Annotated in this window: 13 protein-coding genes, 1 rRNA gene and 1 pseudogene; 2 read left to right on the top strand and 13 right to left on the bottom strand. The window is 73.2% G+C overall.

The window, feature by feature from the left end; translation table 11 throughout:
* Window positions 1-414: 414 nt before the first annotated feature.
* From JK364_RS25990 to JK364_RS25965, 6 genes are all read right to left on the bottom strand, one after another.
* Window positions 415-1,587 carry a glycoside hydrolase family 64 protein gene (locus JK364_RS25990; RefSeq protein WP_201853710.1) on the bottom strand — a complete coding sequence of 391 codons (1,173 nt, stop codon included), beginning with the start codon at window positions 1,585-1,587 and terminating at the stop codon, window positions 415-417.
* Between the two features lie 111 nt (window positions 1,588-1,698).
* Window positions 1,699-2,859, bottom strand: a complete 1,161-nt coding sequence (locus JK364_RS25985) for a glycosyltransferase family 4 protein (protein ID WP_372461988.1) — start codon at window positions 2,857-2,859, stop codon at window positions 1,699-1,701.
* A 246-nt stretch (window positions 2,860-3,105) separates the two neighbouring features.
* Window positions 3,106-4,857, bottom strand: coding sequence for a DNA repair protein RecN (gene recN, locus JK364_RS25980; protein ID WP_201853709.1), 1,752 nt, complete (start codon window positions 4,855-4,857; stop codon window positions 3,106-3,108).
* Between the two features lie 347 nt (window positions 4,858-5,204).
* On the bottom strand, window positions 5,205-6,119 hold the full coding sequence (locus JK364_RS25975) for an NAD kinase (RefSeq protein ID WP_138913505.1): 915 nt from the start codon (window positions 6,117-6,119) through the stop codon (window positions 5,205-5,207).
* Window positions 6,120-6,202: 83 nt separating this feature from the next.
* The gene (locus JK364_RS25970) at window positions 6,203-7,081 is read right to left on the bottom strand and encodes a TlyA family RNA methyltransferase (RefSeq protein ID WP_201853963.1); all 879 of its coding nucleotides are present in this window, start codon (window positions 7,079-7,081) and stop codon (window positions 6,203-6,205) included.
* A gap of 30 nt (window positions 7,082-7,111) precedes the next feature.
* Window positions 7,112-7,393, bottom strand: a complete 282-nt coding sequence (locus JK364_RS25965) for a hypothetical protein (protein ID WP_372461996.1) — start codon at window positions 7,391-7,393, stop codon at window positions 7,112-7,114.
* 251 nt (window positions 7,394-7,644) lie between these two features.
* Between JK364_RS25965 and JK364_RS25960 the strand changes: the two genes are divergently transcribed.
* Entirely contained in the window at window positions 7,645-7,992 is a 348-nt protein-coding gene (locus JK364_RS25960) for a sterol-binding protein (protein WP_201853708.1), read from the top strand.
* Window positions 7,993-8,102: 110 nt separating this feature from the next.
* Here the strand turns inward: JK364_RS25960 and JK364_RS25955 are convergent, their stop codons facing one another.
* The 4 genes from JK364_RS25955 to JK364_RS25940 form a co-directional block, all read right to left on the bottom strand.
* Window positions 8,103-8,927 carry an ABC transporter ATP-binding protein gene (locus tag JK364_RS25955; RefSeq protein ID WP_230992546.1) on the bottom strand — a complete coding sequence of 275 codons (825 nt, stop codon included), beginning with the start codon at window positions 8,925-8,927 and terminating at the stop codon, window positions 8,103-8,105.
* Window positions 8,928-9,058: 131 nt separating this feature from the next.
* Window positions 9,059-10,123 carry a FecCD family ABC transporter permease gene (locus JK364_RS25950; protein WP_201853706.1) on the bottom strand — a complete coding sequence of 355 codons (1,065 nt, stop codon included), beginning with the start codon at window positions 10,121-10,123 and terminating at the stop codon, window positions 9,059-9,061.
* Window positions 10,120-11,169, bottom strand: coding sequence for a FecCD family ABC transporter permease (locus JK364_RS25945; protein ID WP_201853705.1), 1,050 nt, complete (start codon window positions 11,167-11,169; stop codon window positions 10,120-10,122). The genes JK364_RS25950 and JK364_RS25945 overlap by 4 nt, the downstream gene beginning before the upstream one ends.
* Before the next feature lie 262 nt (window positions 11,170-11,431).
* A complete protein-coding gene (locus JK364_RS25940) occupies window positions 11,432-12,469 on the bottom strand; it encodes an HAD hydrolase-like protein (protein ID WP_201853704.1) in 1,038 nt (345 codons plus the stop codon).
* A gap of 76 nt (window positions 12,470-12,545) precedes the next feature.
* Here JK364_RS25940 and JK364_RS25935 point away from each other — a divergent pair, with 76 nt between their 5' ends.
* Entirely contained in the window at window positions 12,546-13,925 is a 1,380-nt protein-coding gene (locus JK364_RS25935) for a DUF1015 family protein (RefSeq protein ID WP_201853703.1), read from the top strand.
* Between the two features lie 70 nt (window positions 13,926-13,995).
* Here JK364_RS25935 and JK364_RS25930 read toward each other — a convergent pair whose 3' ends face one another.
* The 3 genes and pseudogenes from JK364_RS25930 to rrf form a co-directional block, all read right to left on the bottom strand.
* Window positions 13,996-14,961, bottom strand: a complete 966-nt coding sequence (locus tag JK364_RS25930; protein WP_307841391.1) for a tetratricopeptide repeat protein — start codon at window positions 14,959-14,961, stop codon at window positions 13,996-13,998.
* A 54-nt stretch (window positions 14,962-15,015) separates the two neighbouring features.
* A pseudogene (locus JK364_RS58120) lies at window positions 15,016-16,161 on the bottom strand (hypothetical protein); the annotation flags it as partial.
* A gap of 107 nt (window positions 16,162-16,268) precedes the next feature.
* Window positions 16,269-16,385, bottom strand: a 5S ribosomal RNA gene (gene rrf, locus JK364_RS25920).
* Between the last annotated feature and the right edge of the window lie 89 nt (window positions 16,386-16,474).

The following is a 16,474-nucleotide window of genomic DNA, read 5'->3' as shown; positions in this document are numbered from 1 at the left end:
CGTCCCCCCGTGTCGCCGGGCGGGGAGTGGCTCCCTCGCTGTCCGCGGCGCCGCCCTCGCCGTGTGCCGCGAACACCTCCCCGCCCGGCCGCCCGGTGCCCCCGCCTCTGGCCCGGCCCAGCCCGGCGGATCTTCGCGGCCCGCGACGCCTGGTACGGCGCCCCCGGCCACCGCCGGGAGGCACCCCCCGTACCAGACGCCGCGGGCCTCGTGGCGGCGGCCGCTGATATCGCGGGCGCGAAGACCGCTCCACCGGACGGGCCTACCGGGTGTCCGCCGCGTGGCGGGGCTCCGCCCCTGTACCCCGGGGTCTGGGGCGGAGCCCCCACGCGGCGGAGCCGCATATCGTCAGGTGTCGGGAAGGGGCGGGGAGGGGAAACAGCCCGCCGCGGGCGCCAAGCCCCCCCACACCCCCTAGAACGGGGTCAGGGTCAGCGTGATCCCCTTCGGCGCGGTGTCCTGGATGTAGGACGCGAACTCGGCCACGTCGTCGAAGGCGAAGCCGTACGCCTTGCCGTCCACGGTCGCCGCGTGCATGGCCTTGGCGTAGTGGTTGGTGACGTCCTCGCCGTAGAAGGCGGCCGGGTCGGTGGTCGGCTGGGCATCGGCGTTGTGCAGCGTGGAGCGGTTGAAGCCCGCGCCGAGGATCGCCGCGACCGGGCCCGTGGTCCCGTCGTTGGGCGCGGCCAGGGCGCCGTCGCAGAACAGCACGTCCTTGGTGGAGGGCTTGTCGAAGGAGACCGAGGCCGGGCCGGTGAAGGCGAACTTCCCGCCGCTCACCCGGCCGGTGAAGGTGCCCGCGTTCGTGGTGACCTTGAGGTCCTTCGAGCCGTAGGCGTCCCAGACCTGGTCGATGTACGACGCGAAGTAGTCCTCCGCGAACACCCCCGCGCCCATGCCGTGGCCCGGAGCGATCACCCGCAGATTGTCACCGACGATCAGCTTCTTGAAGGCGTCGACACCGGCGAGGTCGGAGAAGACCTTGGCGCGGGCGCCGTCCTTGAGGGTGCCGGTCGTCTGGTCCTGGGCGCCGGTGAGGTGGATCGACAGCGGGACGCTGAACATGTCCACCATGGTGGTGTTGCAGAACATCCCCGAGGAGTTGTACGTGAACTCCGCGCAGTCGTGCATGATGTCGTAGTTCGGGTCGCCGGACACCCAGCCCGCCGGGTACTGCAGCGCGGCCTTGCCCGCCCCGTCCTCGACCACCTTGAGCTTGAGCTTGGAGCCCAGCGCCACATAGATCCGGCCGGACATCTGAGGCAGGTTCAGCTTGGTCTCGCCGCTTCCGGCCAGCGGGATCGCGTAGTCGGTGAAGCCGTCCGAGCCGTTGTCGGAGAGCGCGACGGGGGCGACGTTGCCGTCCGGGGTGACGTGGACCTGCCGGTCGCCCTCGTTGCCGACGATGTAGAGCCATACCGACGCGTTGTCGTACTGCCCCGTCTTGTTCACGACGGTCAGGGGCAGGGAGGCGGCGGCCTTAGCGCCCGGTGCTCCGCTGGCGCGGCCGCCGGCGAACGCGAGGCCGGTTCCCGCGGCGGCGGCGGAGGCGGCGATTCCACCCAGCAGCTTCCTGCGACTGATCATGATGATGGTGCTCCTCGGCGTAGTGGGGGTTGCCGGGAAAATGGCGTGGGGGGTGACGGGAGGCACAAAGTTGAGAGCGCTCTCTCGTTCCTCTGCCCAGCACCCTGCCGATCAACGACCGGGCCCGTCAACCCCTTCACGCAGAAAGGTCTGCACCAACTCATCGTAGACGCTCAGGACATGGGCGACGGTGTCGTCCTCCGTCGGCCAACCCGCCGTCCGCGCCCGCCCCGCCGCCGCGAGCTCCACCCTGCGCACCGGATCGGCGAGCAGCCCGGTCACTGCCTCGGCCAGGGCCTCGGGGTCGCCGTACGGGACGAGTTCGGCCGCCTCCCCCACCAGCTCCGGCACCCCGCCGACCGCCGTGGCCACCAGGGGCACCCCCGCGTGCAGCGCCTCCTGGGCCAGCAGCGACCGGGCCTCCCAGCGGCTGGAGAGCACCGCGACATCGGCCGCGGAGAGCAGCTGCGGCACATCCTCGCGGCGGCCGAGCAGCCGCACCGGCAGCCCCTCGGTGTCGATCCGGCGCTGGAGCACCGCACGGTCCGGCCCCTCCCCCGCCACCACCAGCAGCGGCCGCGGATCCAGCACCCGCCAGCGCCGCGCCGCGTCCAGCAGCGGGCCGTGTCCGGCCATCGCCTCCAGCCGCCCGGCCGTGACCAGCAACGGCCGCTCCACCACGCCCAGTTCGGCCCGCGCCTTCTGGCGGCGCCCGTCGGCGGTCTCCGGCGGCCGGCGCGGGGCGGGCACCGCGACCGGGGCCAGCCGGGCGTCGCGCGCACCGCGGACCCGGGCCCGGGCCACCAGATCCGAGGAGGCCCCGAGCACGATCGCGGCGGCCCGCGCCACCCGACGCTCCATCAGCCGGATCAGTCGGGCCCGCGCGCCCTCGGCGTCCACGCGGGTGTGCCAGGTGACGATCAGGGGTACGTTCCGGCCACGCAGCGCCACCGCCGCCAGCAGCCCCGACCGCAGCCCGTGGGCGTGCACCAGGGCCGCGCCCTGGGTGGCCCTGCGCAGCGACGCCATGCTTCCGGCGTCCGTCAGCGCGTCGAGCCCGGTGAATCGCGCTCCCGTCTGAGTGAAGCCGTAGCCGCGCTCGGCGCTCCAGGGCCCGCACACGGTCACCCGCAGTCCGCGCGCCACCAGCCCGGCCGACAGCGACCTCACATGCACCCCGCTGCCCGAACTCCCGGCGCCCAGCACCTGGACCGCGTGCAGCGACGACCGCCCGTGCGGCTGGACCGGGGTGTTGCTCACGGTACTGCTCACGCGGGCGGAGCTCCTGAGACGGTGTCGGGGCGATGGGGGGACGGTGCGGACGCGCTCCGCCCAAGAATGCCAGCACTCGCCGAACCCTCGTCGCAACGCTCCCAGGTGACGCCTGCCCCGAACTCGCCCGCTCGTCCGCGGTACCACCCGTTCGGGTGAAGGATTGGGGAAGCGTCGCGTGAAGGTTCGGGAGGAGCGTCGCGCAAGGGATCGCGTGAAGCGTCGCGTGAAGCGTCGTGTGAAGGGTCAGCGTCCCGCGCGGGCCGCCTCCAGGAGCTCTTCCGCGTGCGCCCGCGCGAGTTCGGAGTCCTCCTGGCCCGCGAGCATCCGCGACAGCTCCCGTACGCGGTCCTCGCCCTCCATGGCCTTCACGCCACTTCGGGTCACCGACCCGTCGTTGGTCTTCTCGACCACCAGATGCCGGTCGGCGAAGGCCGCGACCTGCGGCAGATGGGTGACCACCACGACCTGCGCGGAGCGGGCGAGCTTGGCCAGCCGGCGGCCCACCTCGACCGCAGCCTTACCGCCGACACCCGCGTCCACCTCGTCGAAGAGATACGTCGGTACGGGGTCGGAGCCCGCGAAGACGACCTCGACCGCGAGCATCACCCGGGACAGCTCACCCCCGGAGGCGCCCTTGGCGATCGGCCGGGGCGGGGCGCCCGGATGGGGCGCGAGCAGCAGCTCGACCTCATCGGCGCCATGCGGCCCGAAGACCACCGGGCGGCCGCCCACCTCGATGCCGTCCGCCTCCGTCTCCGTCTCGGTCTGACGGATCGCGAACGTGACCCGGGCGTGCGGCATCGCCAGGGAGGCCAGTTCGGCGGTGACCGCCTCCGCGAAGCGCCCCGCCGCCTCCGTACGGGCGTCGGTGAGCGACTGCGCCAACTCACCCAGCTCGGCGCGGAGCGCGTCGTGCTCGGCGGTCAGCTCGCCGATGCGGTCGTCGTCGCCGTCGAGTTCGGCCAGCCGCGCGGCGCCCTGCTCGCCCCAGGCCAGCACGTCCGCGATGGTCTCCCCGTACTTACGGGTCAGCTGAGTCAGCGCGGCGCGGCGCTCCTCGACGGCCGCCAGACGGATCGGGTCGGCGTCCAGGTTGTCGGCGTACCCCGCCAGATCCCCCGCCACATCGGACAGCAGGATGCCGACCTCGCCGATCCGGTCGGCGAGCCCGGCGAGTGCCTGATCATGGGAGCGCACGGCCTCCACGGCGCGATGGGCGCCCGCGACCAGGGTGGCCGCGTCCACGCCCTCCGGGTCCTCCGGGTTCCCTGCGAGGGCGGCGTGCGCGACGGCGGCGGCGGACGCCAGGGCCTCGGCGTGCCCCAGCCGTTCGGCCTCGGCCGCCAGCTCCTCGTCCTCGCCGGGGCGGGGCTCGGTCGCCGCGACCTCCTCGAGGCCGAAGCGCAGCAGATCCGCCTCCTGCGCCCGCTCGCGGGCCCGCGTGGTCAGCTCCTCCAGCTCGGCCGAGACGGCGCGCAGCCGGCGATAGGCCCCCGCATACTTCTCCAGGGGCCCGGCCACCGCGGCGCCCGCGTACCGGTCCAGCGCCTGCCGCTGCCGGGCGGGCCGCAGCAGGCCCTGCTGATCGGTCTGGCCGTGCACGGCCACGAGATCGTCGGCCAGCTCGCCCAGCAGCCCCACGGGGACCGAGCGGCCGCCCAGATGCGCGCGTGACCGCCCCTCGGCGGAGAGCGTACGGCTGATCAACAGCACACCGTCGTCGAGCTCGGCCCCCGCTTCCTCGGCCCTTACGGCCGCCGCCGAGCGGGCGTCGACCGTAAGGCGGCCCTCGACGACCGCCGCCTTGGCCCCGATCCGCACCAGGGCGGCGTCGGCGCGGCCGCCCAGCAGCAGCCCGAGGCTGGTGACGACCATGGTCTTGCCCGCACCGGTCTCACCGGTCACCGCGGTGAAGCCGGGCGACAACTCGACGACCGCGTCGTCGATGACGCCCAGGGCACGTATCCGCATCTCCTCCAGCACGTGCACGACCATACGAGGTTTGGTCGGTGCGATGCGACGAAGGGGCGCCACTTATGGGGTCCACCCGCACATCTGCCCGGTACGGGGTGGGCGGACGCCTCCGGCGGAGAGCCCCCACCCCGCCCCTTCCCGAAACCGGGGCTCCGCCCCGGACCCCGCTCCTCAAGCGCCGGAGGGGCTGGGGTTCGCCAGAGACGCTGAGGTAGCGGAACTCCGCCGCGGGGCAGGGGTCTCGCCCCTGGATCCCGGGGTCCGGGGCGGGGCCCCGGTGGGGGTGCGAGGGGGCGCGGCCCCATCGTTCGGGAAGGGGCGGGTAGGGGAACAGCTCGCCGCAGGCGGCACGAGCCGTCGGACACCCCCTAGTGCGGAGCGCCCCGCCACCCCGCCACCGGCAGGGCGAACTTGGCGACCAAGCGGTCCGTGAACGACGCATGGTGGAGTCGGGCCAGCCGCACCGGCACCGCCCCCCGCCGCACCTCGACCCGCGCCCCCGCCGGAAGCTCCACCGTGCGGCGCCCGTCGCACCACAGCACCCCGTGCGGGGTCTGCGGCTGCACCTCGACCGCGAGCACCGACTTCGGCGACGTCACCAGCGGCTTGGCGAACAGCGCGTGGGCGCTGATCGGCACCATCAGCAGCGCCTCCACCTCGGGCCACACCACCGGCCCGCCCGCCGAGAAGGCGTACGCCGTCGAGCCGGTCGGGGTCGCACAGACCACGCCGTCGCCACCGAACCGGGAGACCGGACGGTTGTCGACCTCCGTGACCACCTCGAGCAGCCGCTCACGCGCGGCCTTCTCCACCGACGCCTCGTTCAGCGCCCAGTCCGTGTGCACGATGTGCCCGTCGTTGCGGACCAGCACATCGATCGTCATCCGCTCCTCGACCTCGTACTGCCGGGTCACCACCCGGTCCACGACCTTGTCGAGGTCGTCCCGCTCGGCCTCGGCCAGGAAGCCCACCCGGCCGAGGTTCACCCCGAGCATCGGCACGCCTGAGACCCGGGCGAACTCCGCGCCGCGCAGCAGCGTCCCGTCCCCGCCGAGGACGACCAGCAGCTCACAGCCGTTCAGCACGTCACGCTCCGCGTCGACGCGCTCGACAGCGGGGGGCAGCGGCAGGTCCGCCGCCTCGGCGGCGAGCACCCGCACCCCGATTCCGCTGCGCAGCAGCCCCTGAACGACCAGTTCGGCGCTGCGGATGGCCGCAGGGCGGCCGGTGTGCGCGAGGAGGAAGACAGTGCGGTCCGCCGTCGCCTCGGCCGCCGGCGTCATCGGCTCGACCGCCGGTGCCACCGCCACGTCCCCGGCTCCGGGCTCGGACACTGCGTCCTTCTGCTGCGCTGCTTCTGAAGTGGTCAACTGGGCCCCTCCGCCACTGCACGGTCAACATCCGCCGGGTCCAGTGCCGGCGCCCCGGCGCGCATCCACAAAAAGTACTCGACGTTACCCGATGGCCCCGGGAGCGGGCTGGCCGTTACGCCCAGCACCCCCAGTCCCAGGTCCGCCGCCCGCCCGGCCACCGTGCGCACCGCCTCGGCGCGCAGTTCGGCGCTGCGGACCACTCCCCCGCTGCCCAGCCGCTCCTTGCCGACCTCGAACTGTGGTTTGACCATCAGCACCAGATCGGCGTCGGGCGCCGCGCACCGCACGAGGGCGGGCAGGACGAGCCCGAGCGGAATGAAGGAGAGATCACCGACCACCAGGTCCACCGGTTTCCCACCAATCCGCTCAAGTGTCAGCTCGCGTACGTTTGTACGGTCGTAAACACTGACGCGTTCATCGCTCTGCAGCGACCAGGCGAGCTGCCCGTAGCCGACGTCGACGGCGAGCACCTCCGCGGCGCCCGCGCGCAGCAGGACGTCCGTGAAGCCTCCGGTGGACGCGCCCGCGTCCAGCGCCCGCCGCCCGGCGACCTGCAGCCCCGTCCCCGCTCCCGCGGCCGGGCGGACCCCGGGGTCCTGCCCCGCGCCCGCGCCCTTCCGGTACTCCTCGCTGAAGGCGTACAGCGCGCCCGCCAGCTTGTGGCCGCCGCGCGAGACATAGTCCGGATCGCTGTCGTCCTCGATCACGACGACTGCCGCGCTGGTCTCCACCTGGGTGGCCGGTTTGGTCGCCATCGTCCCGCCGACGGTGACCCGGCCCGCGGCGATCAGCTGGCTGGCATGCTCACGCGAACGCGCCAGCTTGCGGCGCACCAGCTCCGCGTCGAGTCGTACGCGTCGTGGACGGGTCACTGCCACGGGTGGTTCAGCTCCTGAGGTCGTTTACGCAGCGGACGGGGGCCGCGGGCCAGGCGGCGGGGGTCCGGGCCGCCGGTCGAGTGCAGTCAGCGTGTCGCGCAGGCCCTGGTGGACATCCTCGTACACCTCCAGATGTCCGCTCGTCCCGAGGTGGTCGGCGTCGGCCAGCCGGGCCAGCCGGGCGTCCACCTCGGCGACGCCGGTGGGCGTACGGTCCACGCCGAGCGGGGCCGGATCGGCGGGCCCGGACGGCTCGGGCACGGCCTCGGGCACCGGCTCCGGCGGGACGTCCTCGGCTCCCTCGATCCCTTCGGGCACCAGCTCCGGCGCGACGTCCACGGCCCCTTCGATCCCTTCGGGCACCGGCTCCGGCGCGACGTCCACGGCCCCCTCGGCCCCTTCGGGCACCGGCTCCGGCGCGGCCTCCCGGGCCTCCTCGGCCGCCGGACCGGGCTGCGGGCCGGGCCACCCGGCCGACATCGGCTCACTCATGGCCCCGACGCTACCGCGAATCCCTCGTTCTCCGACGTACGAGACCTGGGGTAACGTCGTCCGCGATGGCGACCTTGGAACAGTGCCGCAGCGCACTCGACAAACTGGCGGAGAACCTCGCGACCGCGAACGGGGACCTTCGCAGCGCTGCCGCGCTCGATCGCTCGGTCAGCTGCTGGATCACCGACCTGGACACCACTTTCGTCGGCCGTCTCGAGGACAGCCGGATCGAGGATGTGACGACCGCGTCGGGCCCCCCGGCCGAGCGTGCGCAGATCCGGCTGGCGATGACCGGCGACGACCTGGTGGCCCTGGTCGACGGCGAGCTGCACTTCGCACGCGCGTGGGGCACCGGGCGGATCAAGCTCGAGGCCGGGCTGCGCGACCTGCTGCGGCTGCGGAAGCTGATCTAGACAAGCGCCCCACCCCGGGCCCTGCCCCACCCCGGGGCCCCGCCCCGCCCCGAGCCCTGCTCCGGCCCGAGCATTGCCCCACTCCAGGCGCCCCCACTCCGCGCCGCCCCTCAGGACTCGCTCACCGCGGCGGTCGCCAGAGGCGCCTCCGCCCCTGCCGTACGGGACCGGCGGGCGGCCGGGATGACCAGCGGTGTCCCCGTCTCCGGGTCGTCGATCACCTGGCAGCGCAGCCCGAAGACCCGCTCCACCAGCCCCGCCGTGACCACGTCCCCCGGCACCCCCTCCGCGACGACCTCCCCGCCCCGCATCGCGATCAGATGGGTGGCGTAGCGGGCGGCGTGGTTCAGATCGTGCAGCACGGCGACGAGGGTGCGGCCCTGCTCCTCATGGAGCTGGGCACACAGGTCCAGCACATCGATCTGGTGCTGGATGTCCAGATAGGTCGTGGGCTCGTCGAGGAGCAGCAGCGGGGTCTGCTGGGCGATGGCCATCGCGATCCACACCCGCTGGCGCTGACCGCCGGACAATTCGTCGACATAGCGATCCGCGAGCTCCGCCACCCCGGTCGCCGCCATCGATTCGTCGACGATCCGCTCGTCCGTCTCCGACCACTGCCGCAGCAGCCCCTGGTGCGGATAGCGGCCTCGGGCGACCAGGTCGGCGACGGTGATCCCGTCCGGGGCGATCGAGGACTGGGGCAGCAGCCCGAGGGTGCGGGCCACCTTCTTGGCGGGCAGCGAGCCGATCGACTGCCCGTCCAGCAGCACCGATCCGGCCGCCGGCTTGAGCATCCGGGACAGGGCGCGCAGCAGGGTCGACTTCCCGCAGGCGTTCGGCCCGACGATGACCGTGAAGGAGTGGTCGGGGATGGTCACGGACAGCTTCTCGGCGACCGTGCGCCGGTCGTAGGCGAGGGTCAGCCCCTCCGCCATGAGCCGCTGCCGCTGCCGCTGGTCCTGGGTGCCACTCGTGCTGGAAGCCACGGTCTGCCGGGTGTCCTTGTCCATGTCGTCTTCCGTCCGGGTCGTGTCCACAGTTTCCGTCCGGGTCGTGTCCACCGTCGTCATATCCGCCCCGCCCTGCGTTCGGTCACCAGCAGCCACAGCAGATAGGCGCCGCCCAGCATCCCGGTGAGCACCCCCACCGGCAGCTGATCGGCCCCGAAGGCGCGCTGGGCGGCCCAGTCGGCGGTGACGAGCAGCGCGGCGCCCATCCAGGCCGCGGGGAGCAGGTTCGGACCGGGCGAGCGGGTGAGCCTGCGGGCCAGCTGCGGGGCGACGAGCGCCACGAAGGCGACGGGCCCGGCGGCGGCCGTGGCGGACGCGACCAGCAGCACGGCCGCGCCCATCAGCACCATCCGGGTCCGCTCCACCCGCACCCCGAGGGCGTAGGCGCTGTCGTCGCCCATCTCCAGCATCCGCAGATTCGGCGCCTGCCCGAGGACCACGGGCATGAGCACCGCGCAGACGGCCAGCAGCGGCCAGACCTGGTCCCAGTCGCGGCCGTTCAGCGAGCCGGTCAGCCACATCACCGCGCGTGCCGCGTCCTCATGGCGGGCCTGGGTGAGCAGATAGCCGTTGACGGCGGTGAACGTCGCGGAGGTGCCGATGCCCACGAGGACCAGCCGATAGCCGTGGACGCCCTGCCGCCAGGCCAGCGCGTAGACGGCCAGTCCGGTCAGCACCCCGCCGAGGACGGCCCCGGTGGCGACCGCGTTCGAATCGCCCTTGACCAGCACGATGGCCGTGAGCGCCCCGGCCGCCGCCCCCTGGCCGAGGCCGATCACATCCGGACTGCCCAGCGGATTGCGGGAGATGGACTGGAAGATCGCCCCGCCCATCCCCAGGGCCGCCCCGACGAGCAGCCCCACCAGCACCCGCGGCAGCCGCAGTTCGTTGACGATGAAGTCCTGGGCCACGGTGCCGTTGCCGAGCAGTGTCCGCACCACATCGGCGGGAGCGATGGGGAAGTCGCCGGTGCCGATCAGCACGACGCTCATCACGAGCGCCACGGCGATCAGCAGCAGCCCCACGACCGCGCCGCGGACGTCCAGGCGCAGCGAGAGACCGGCGGTGCGCAGCGTGACCCCGCGCGTCCCGGACTTGGCGGTGCGCTTGCTCGCGTTCACAGTTGGGCCATCCTTCGGCGGCGTACGAGGTAGATGAAGAGGGGCCCGCCGATGAAGGTGGTGACGACGCCGACCTGGAGCTCCGCGGGCCGGGTGACCAACCGCCCGACCACATCGGCGCCCAGCAGCAGAACGGGCGAGAGCACCGCGGCATACGGCAGGATCCAGCGCATATCGGGCCCGGTGAGCGCGCGGACCAGATGCGGCACGATCAGCCCGACGAACGCGATCGGGCCGCAGGCGGCGGTCGCGGCCCCGCACAGCAGGGTGACCGCGATCATCGAGAGCGCCCGGGTGCGGTTGAGGTTGCTGCCGAGCGCGCGGGCGGTGTCGTCGCCGAGCGCCACGGCGTTCAGCGAACGGCCCAGCAGAACCGCCAGCACGGCGCCGACCAGGAGGAACGGGGCCACCTGCCGGAGCACCGTCATATTGGCGGAGGCGAGTGAACCCACCGTCCAGAAGCGCATCTTGTCGAGCGCGGCGGTGTCCAGCAGCTCCACGGCGTTGACGTATCCGTAGAGCGCCGCGTACACCGCCGTCCCGGCGAGCGCGAGCCGCACCGGGGTGGCGCTCCGGCTGCCGCCGAGCGCGTAGACCAGCACGGACACGACGGCGGTGCCGAGGAACGCGAACCACACATAGCCGGTGAGGGAGGTGACGCCGAGGAAGCTGATGGCCGAGACGACGGCGGCGGACGCGCCCGCGTTCAGCCCCAGCAGCCCCGGGTCGGCCAGCGGGTTGCGGGTGAGGGCCTGGATGACCGCGCCCGCGAGGCCGAGGCCGACGCCGACGAGCAGCCCGAGGATGGTGCGCGGCAGCCGTACGTCCCGGATCACCACATCGGTGTCGCTGCCGCTGTAGTGGAACAGCCCGTGCCACACCTGGTCCAGCGGAATCGGTTTGGCGCCGATCGCGATGGACGCCGCGGCGATCGCCAGCAGCACGCCCAGCGAGACGGCCAATCCGGTCACACGGCGCGCGGTGCGCCACCGGGGCGGCGCGCTCGCTGTCTCGGTCCCGGCTTTCGCCGGACTGACCAGGGTCACGCGGAACTCCACCTCACAGCACGGCCGATCAGGACTCAGGTTAAGTTAGGTTACCCTAAGTCCTGCTGGTCGCATCCATGCGGGCTCCCCGGAGCGCGAGTTCGGCCGCACAGCCCTCGTCGGCTCAGAACCTCGGCCGCGGCGGCGCTCGAAGTCCCATCCCCCGTCGGCGCGGAGCCCCATCCCCCGTCGGCTCGAAGTCCCAGCCTCCGTCAGCGCGGAGCCCCAGCCTCCGTCGGCGCGGAGTCCCAGCCGCGGCGGCTCACAACCCCAGCCGGGCCAGAGCCTTCCCGGCGTCCGCGCCGCTCACACCGTCCCCCGCCCCGGACCACGCCGCCGCGCACAGCGCCCGCAGCCCGTCCAGCGGCTCCTCGCCCCCGCCCTCCAGCACCAGCGCGCCGTTCTCGACCCACGCCGCCCAGCCCCCGCACCGGAAGCCGCCCGACTCCCCGTCGTGCGCCACCTCCGGCTGCGGGGTGAGCAGCCCCCGCAAGTCGCGGTCCACAAACGACGGCCGGTGCCCGGGCTCGGCGGCCAGCAGCTGTGCGGCCGTGGTCACCCCGGTCAGCACCAGCAGCGAGTCCACCCCGCCCGCGTACGCGCCCTCGATATCGGTGTCCAGCCGGTCCCCGACCACCAGCGGCCGCCGGGCACCGGTCCGCAGGATCGTCTCCCGGTGCATCGGCGGCAGCGGCTTCCCCGCGGCCTGCGGGGACGTGCCCGCCACGATGCGCACGACCTCCACCGCCGCGCCGTTGCCCGGGGCGATGCCCCGTCCGCTGGGGATCGTCAGGTCCAGGTTGGAGGCGAACCACGGCACCCCGCGCGCCACCGCGTACCCCGCCTCCATCAGCCGCGCCCAAGGCATGTCCGGCCCGCCGTACCCCTGTGCCACCGCCGCCGGGTCGTCGTCCGCCGAGTCCACCGGCGTCAGCCCGCGCTCGCGCAGCGCCACCCGCAGCCCCTCCCCGCCGATCACCAGCACCCGGGCCCCCTTCGGCAGCTGCTCGGAGATCAGCCGGGCGACCGCCTGCGCGGAGGTGATCACATCGTCGGGGGTGGCGGGCATCCCGAGCCGGGTGAGATGCTCCGCCACCGCCTCCGGCGTCCGCAGCGCGTTGTTGGTCACATACGCCAGCCGCATCCCGCCGTCCCGCGCGGTGACCAGCGACTCCACGGCATGGTCAATGGCCTCGCCGCCCGCGTACACCACCCCGTCGAGGTCCAGCAGGGCCGTGTCGTACGCCTCGTTCAGCGACTGCCGGCTCGCCTCGGGCCGGGTGCGGACGGGCTGGTTCATGGGGGCCACTCCTCGCAGATCTGTGCGCTTCTCCCCCGATCATCGCGTATCGCCGCGCGGGGCATAACATTCACTGATGAGCATTCCAGGGCCTGGCGGACAAGGTCTGCAGCTCACCCCCTTCCGGGGGTTGCGCTATGTCGCGGAGCGGGTCGGCAGTCTCGCCGCCGTCACCTCACCGCCCTACGACGTGGTGGTCAGGCCCGAGGGCCTGCGCGAGCTCGAGACGGCGGACCCGTACAACATCGTCCGGCTGATCCTGCCGCAGGCCGGGACCCCGGAGGCCCGCCACCGCCAGGCCGCCGAGACGCTGCGCCGCTGGCAGGCGGACGGAGTGCTCGCCCCGGACCCCGAACCCGCGCTCTACGTCTATGAGCAGCGCGACGGCCCGGCCCTCCAGCGCGGGCTGATCGGCGCGCTGCGGCTGAGCCCCCGAGAGGAGGGCATCGTCCTCCCCCACGAGGAGGTCATGCCGCATGTCGTCGAAGACCGAGCCGATCTGATGCGCGCCACCGCCGCCCATCTGGAGCCGCTGCTGCTCGCCTACCGCGGCAACGGAAACGGCAACGGGAACGGGAACGGGAACGGGACTTCGGGAAACGAGCCCGACGAGCCCTCAGGGAGCGGAGCCGCCGGGCCCGGCACCGGCGGGGCGGCGCGGGTCATCGAACGCACCATCCTGCGCGAGCCGTTGCTCTCCACGACCACCGAGGACGGCGTCGACCACCATCTGTGGCGGGTCACGAACCCCGCCGACCTCGTGGCGGTCTCCACCGACCTCCGCCACCACCAGGCCCTCATCGCCGACGGCCACCACCGCTGGGCCACCTATCTGCGGCTGCGCGAGGAGCGACGGGAGCCCGGCCCCTGGGACTTCGGGCTCGTCCTGCTCGTCGACACCGCCCGCTATCCGCTCCGGGTCCGGGCCATCCACCGGCTGCTCCGCCGGCTGTCCCCGGAGGAGGCGCTTCCGGCGGTGCGGCGCGCCTTCCGGGTGCGGACGGTCGACGGCCCGCTTCCGCGCGCCCTGGAAACCCTCGCCGAGGCCGCCGAGGCGGCGCGTGCCGAGCCCGGCGCTCCGAACGCCTTCCTGCTGGCCGGGGGCGGCCGCTTCCACCTCCTGGACCGGCCGGACCCGGAGCTGCTGGCCCGTACGGTCCCCGACGGACGACCCGAGGCATGGCGGACGCTGGACGCCACGGTGCTCCACCACACCCTGCTGGACCATCTGTGGCACGTCCCGGACACGCCCGAGCACATCGGCTACCTCCACGATCCGACGGCGGCCGTCGAGCAGGCGGAACGGCTGGGCGGCACGGTGGTGCTGATGCATCCGGTACGCGAGGACGTGGTGCACGAGCTGGCGCGGCAGGGCATCGCGATGCCCCACAAGTCGACGTCCTTCGGGCCGAAGCCGGCGACGGGTCTGGTACTGCGGAGCCTGACGCTGGGCTGAGCCCTTCGGGGGCGGACATGCGAAGGGGGCGGGATCCCGGTCCGGGATCCCGCCCCCTCATGTCATGGCGTCAGCGGTCGTCGCCGTCCTCGTCGGACCGGGCCGCCTGGACCTCGGACGTCGCCTCGGCCACCGGCTCGGCGGCGTCGTCGACATCGTCGGCCTCGGCCTCGGCCTCGGCCTCGGTCTCGGTCTCGGCCTCGGTCTCGACCATGTCCTCGTCGGACGGGACCTCGTCGACCTCCGGCTCCTGGGCCTCCGACTCCTCGACCGGCTGGTCGACCTCCGACTCCTCGACCTTCGACTCCTCGACCGGCTGACGAGCGTCGCCGTCCACCGCCTCCTCGGGGTCGAGGGCGTCCACGAACTCGACCCCGTCCAGCTCGGCGAGCCGGTCCGACGCGTCCGTGCTCCCGCTCTGATCCGCCTCGAGCGCCTTGGCGAACCACTCGCGGGCCTCGTCCTCGCGGTCGACCGCCAGGAGCGCGTCGGCGTAGGCGTAGCGCAGCCGGGCAGTCCAGGGCTGGATGGAGTTCGAGGCCAACTCCGGGCTCTGCAGGGTGACCACGGCGGCATCGGCCTGGCCCATGTCACGCCGGGCACCGGCGGCCACCATCCGCATCTCGACCTGACCGGCCCGGTCCAGCTTCTGCACCTCCGGCTCACCGGCCATGGCCAGCGCCCGCTCGGGACGGCCCATGCCACGCTCGCAGTCGGCCATCACCGGCCACAGCTCGGAGTTGCCGGTCATCCGGCGCGCGGCGCGGAACTCCGCGAGCGCCTCGGCGTACTTCCCGACGGCGTACGAGGCGAAGCCCGCGGCCTCGCGCACAGCGGCCACCCGGGAGGCGAGCCGCAGGGCGACGCGCGAGTACTGGTACGCCCGCTCGGGCTCGTCGTCCAGCAGCTTGGCCACCATGACGAGGTTCTTCGCGACGTCCTCGGCAAGGGTCTTCGGCAGGCTCATCAGCTCCTGCCGCACGCCCTTGTCGATCTCCTCGCCGGTGACGTCCTCGGCGATCGGCAGCCGCTTGATCGGCTCGCGGTCGCGGTCCCTGCCGCGCTCTTCGCGACGCCCGTAGCCGCCGGTGCGGTCGTCACGGCGCTTGAACCCACCGCCGCCGCCGGAGCGCCGGTCGTCACGGCCCTGTCCCTGACCATACGGACGACGCGGCCCGCGGTCGTCCCGACCACCCCGGAAACCACCGTCCCGGTCATCACGGCGAGGCCCACGCGGCCGCTCGTCACGACGGTCATCCCGACGATCGTCACGCCGCTCATCCCGCCGGAACCCGCTGCGGTCGTCGTCACGGCGGTACGAGGGCCGCTCGTCCCGGCGGTCATCTCGCCGGAACCCACCACGGTCGTCATCACGACGGTACGAAGGCCGCTCATCCCGACGGTCGTCCCGCCGGAAACCACCACGGTCATCGTCACGACGGTGCGAAGGCCGCTCGTCCCTACGGAATCCACCCCGGTCGTCATCACGACGGTGCGAAGGCCGCTCATCCCGGCGGTCATCTCGCCGGAACCCACCACGGTCATCGTCACGGCGGTACGAAGGCCGCTCATCCCGGCGCTCGTAGCCGCCGCCCCGGCCGCCACGGTCACGATCGCGGTCATCGCGGCGGAACCCACCACGGTCATCATCTCGACGCGGCCCACGCGGCCGCTCGTCCCGGCGGTCATCGCGCCGGAAACCGCCACGGTCATCGTCCCGGCGGAAGCCCGGCCGATCGTCACGGTCCCGGCGGAAGCCGCCCTGGCGGGAGCCACCGTCGCGGTCATCACGGCGAGGCCCGCGCGGCCGCTCGTCACGACGGTCGTCCCGGCGGTCATCACGACGGTCGTCCCGGCGCTCGTATCGCCCGGCGGGGCGGCCACCCCGGTCATCGCGGCGCACATAACCGCCGGGGCGGCCTCCGCGCTCATCGTCCCGACGCGGGCCACGCGACCGGTCGTCCCGGCGATCATCCCGGCGCTCGTCCCGCCGGTCATCGCGGCGGATGCCACCGCGGTCGTCATCGCGGCGGAACCCACCACGGTCATCATCGCGACGCGGCCCGCGCGGCCGCTCATCGCGGCGGTCGTCACGCCGGAAACCACCACGACCACCGTCGCGGCGCGGCCCGGAGCCGCGGGCCTCCCGCCGATCGCCGGCTTCCCGGCCCCGCGGCTCGCGGCCCGACCGGTCGTCGGGAGAGTTGGTGGACATCGGCATGACTCCTGTCTTCATGTACTGCAGCCATTCTCCCGCACCAGTCAAACCGATGCGGGCCCAGAAAAAACAAAAGGACCCTTGGTCCCAGCATGAACGCTGGGACCAAGGGTCCTTCAAAGATTGTTCGGCGGCGTCCTACTCTCCCACAGGGTCCCCCCTGCAGTACCATCGGCGCTGAAAGGCTTAGCTTCCGGGTTCGGAATGTAACCGGGCGTTTCCCTAACGCAATGACCACCGAAACCCTATCGGGTTCTAGCGAACAAGCACACTCTTCAATTAAGTAAAGTAGAACTGATTCACCGGTGCGACTGTTCGCAACCCGGGAACC

Origin of the sequence: Streptomyces endocoffeicus (genome assembly GCF_016741935.1) — a bacterium.
GTDB classification, from domain to species: domain Bacteria; phylum Actinomycetota; class Actinomycetes; order Streptomycetales; family Streptomycetaceae; genus Streptomyces; species Streptomyces endocoffeicus.
Note: the sequence above shows the minus strand (reverse complement) of the source record. Positions and strands in the feature narration are given on the sequence as shown.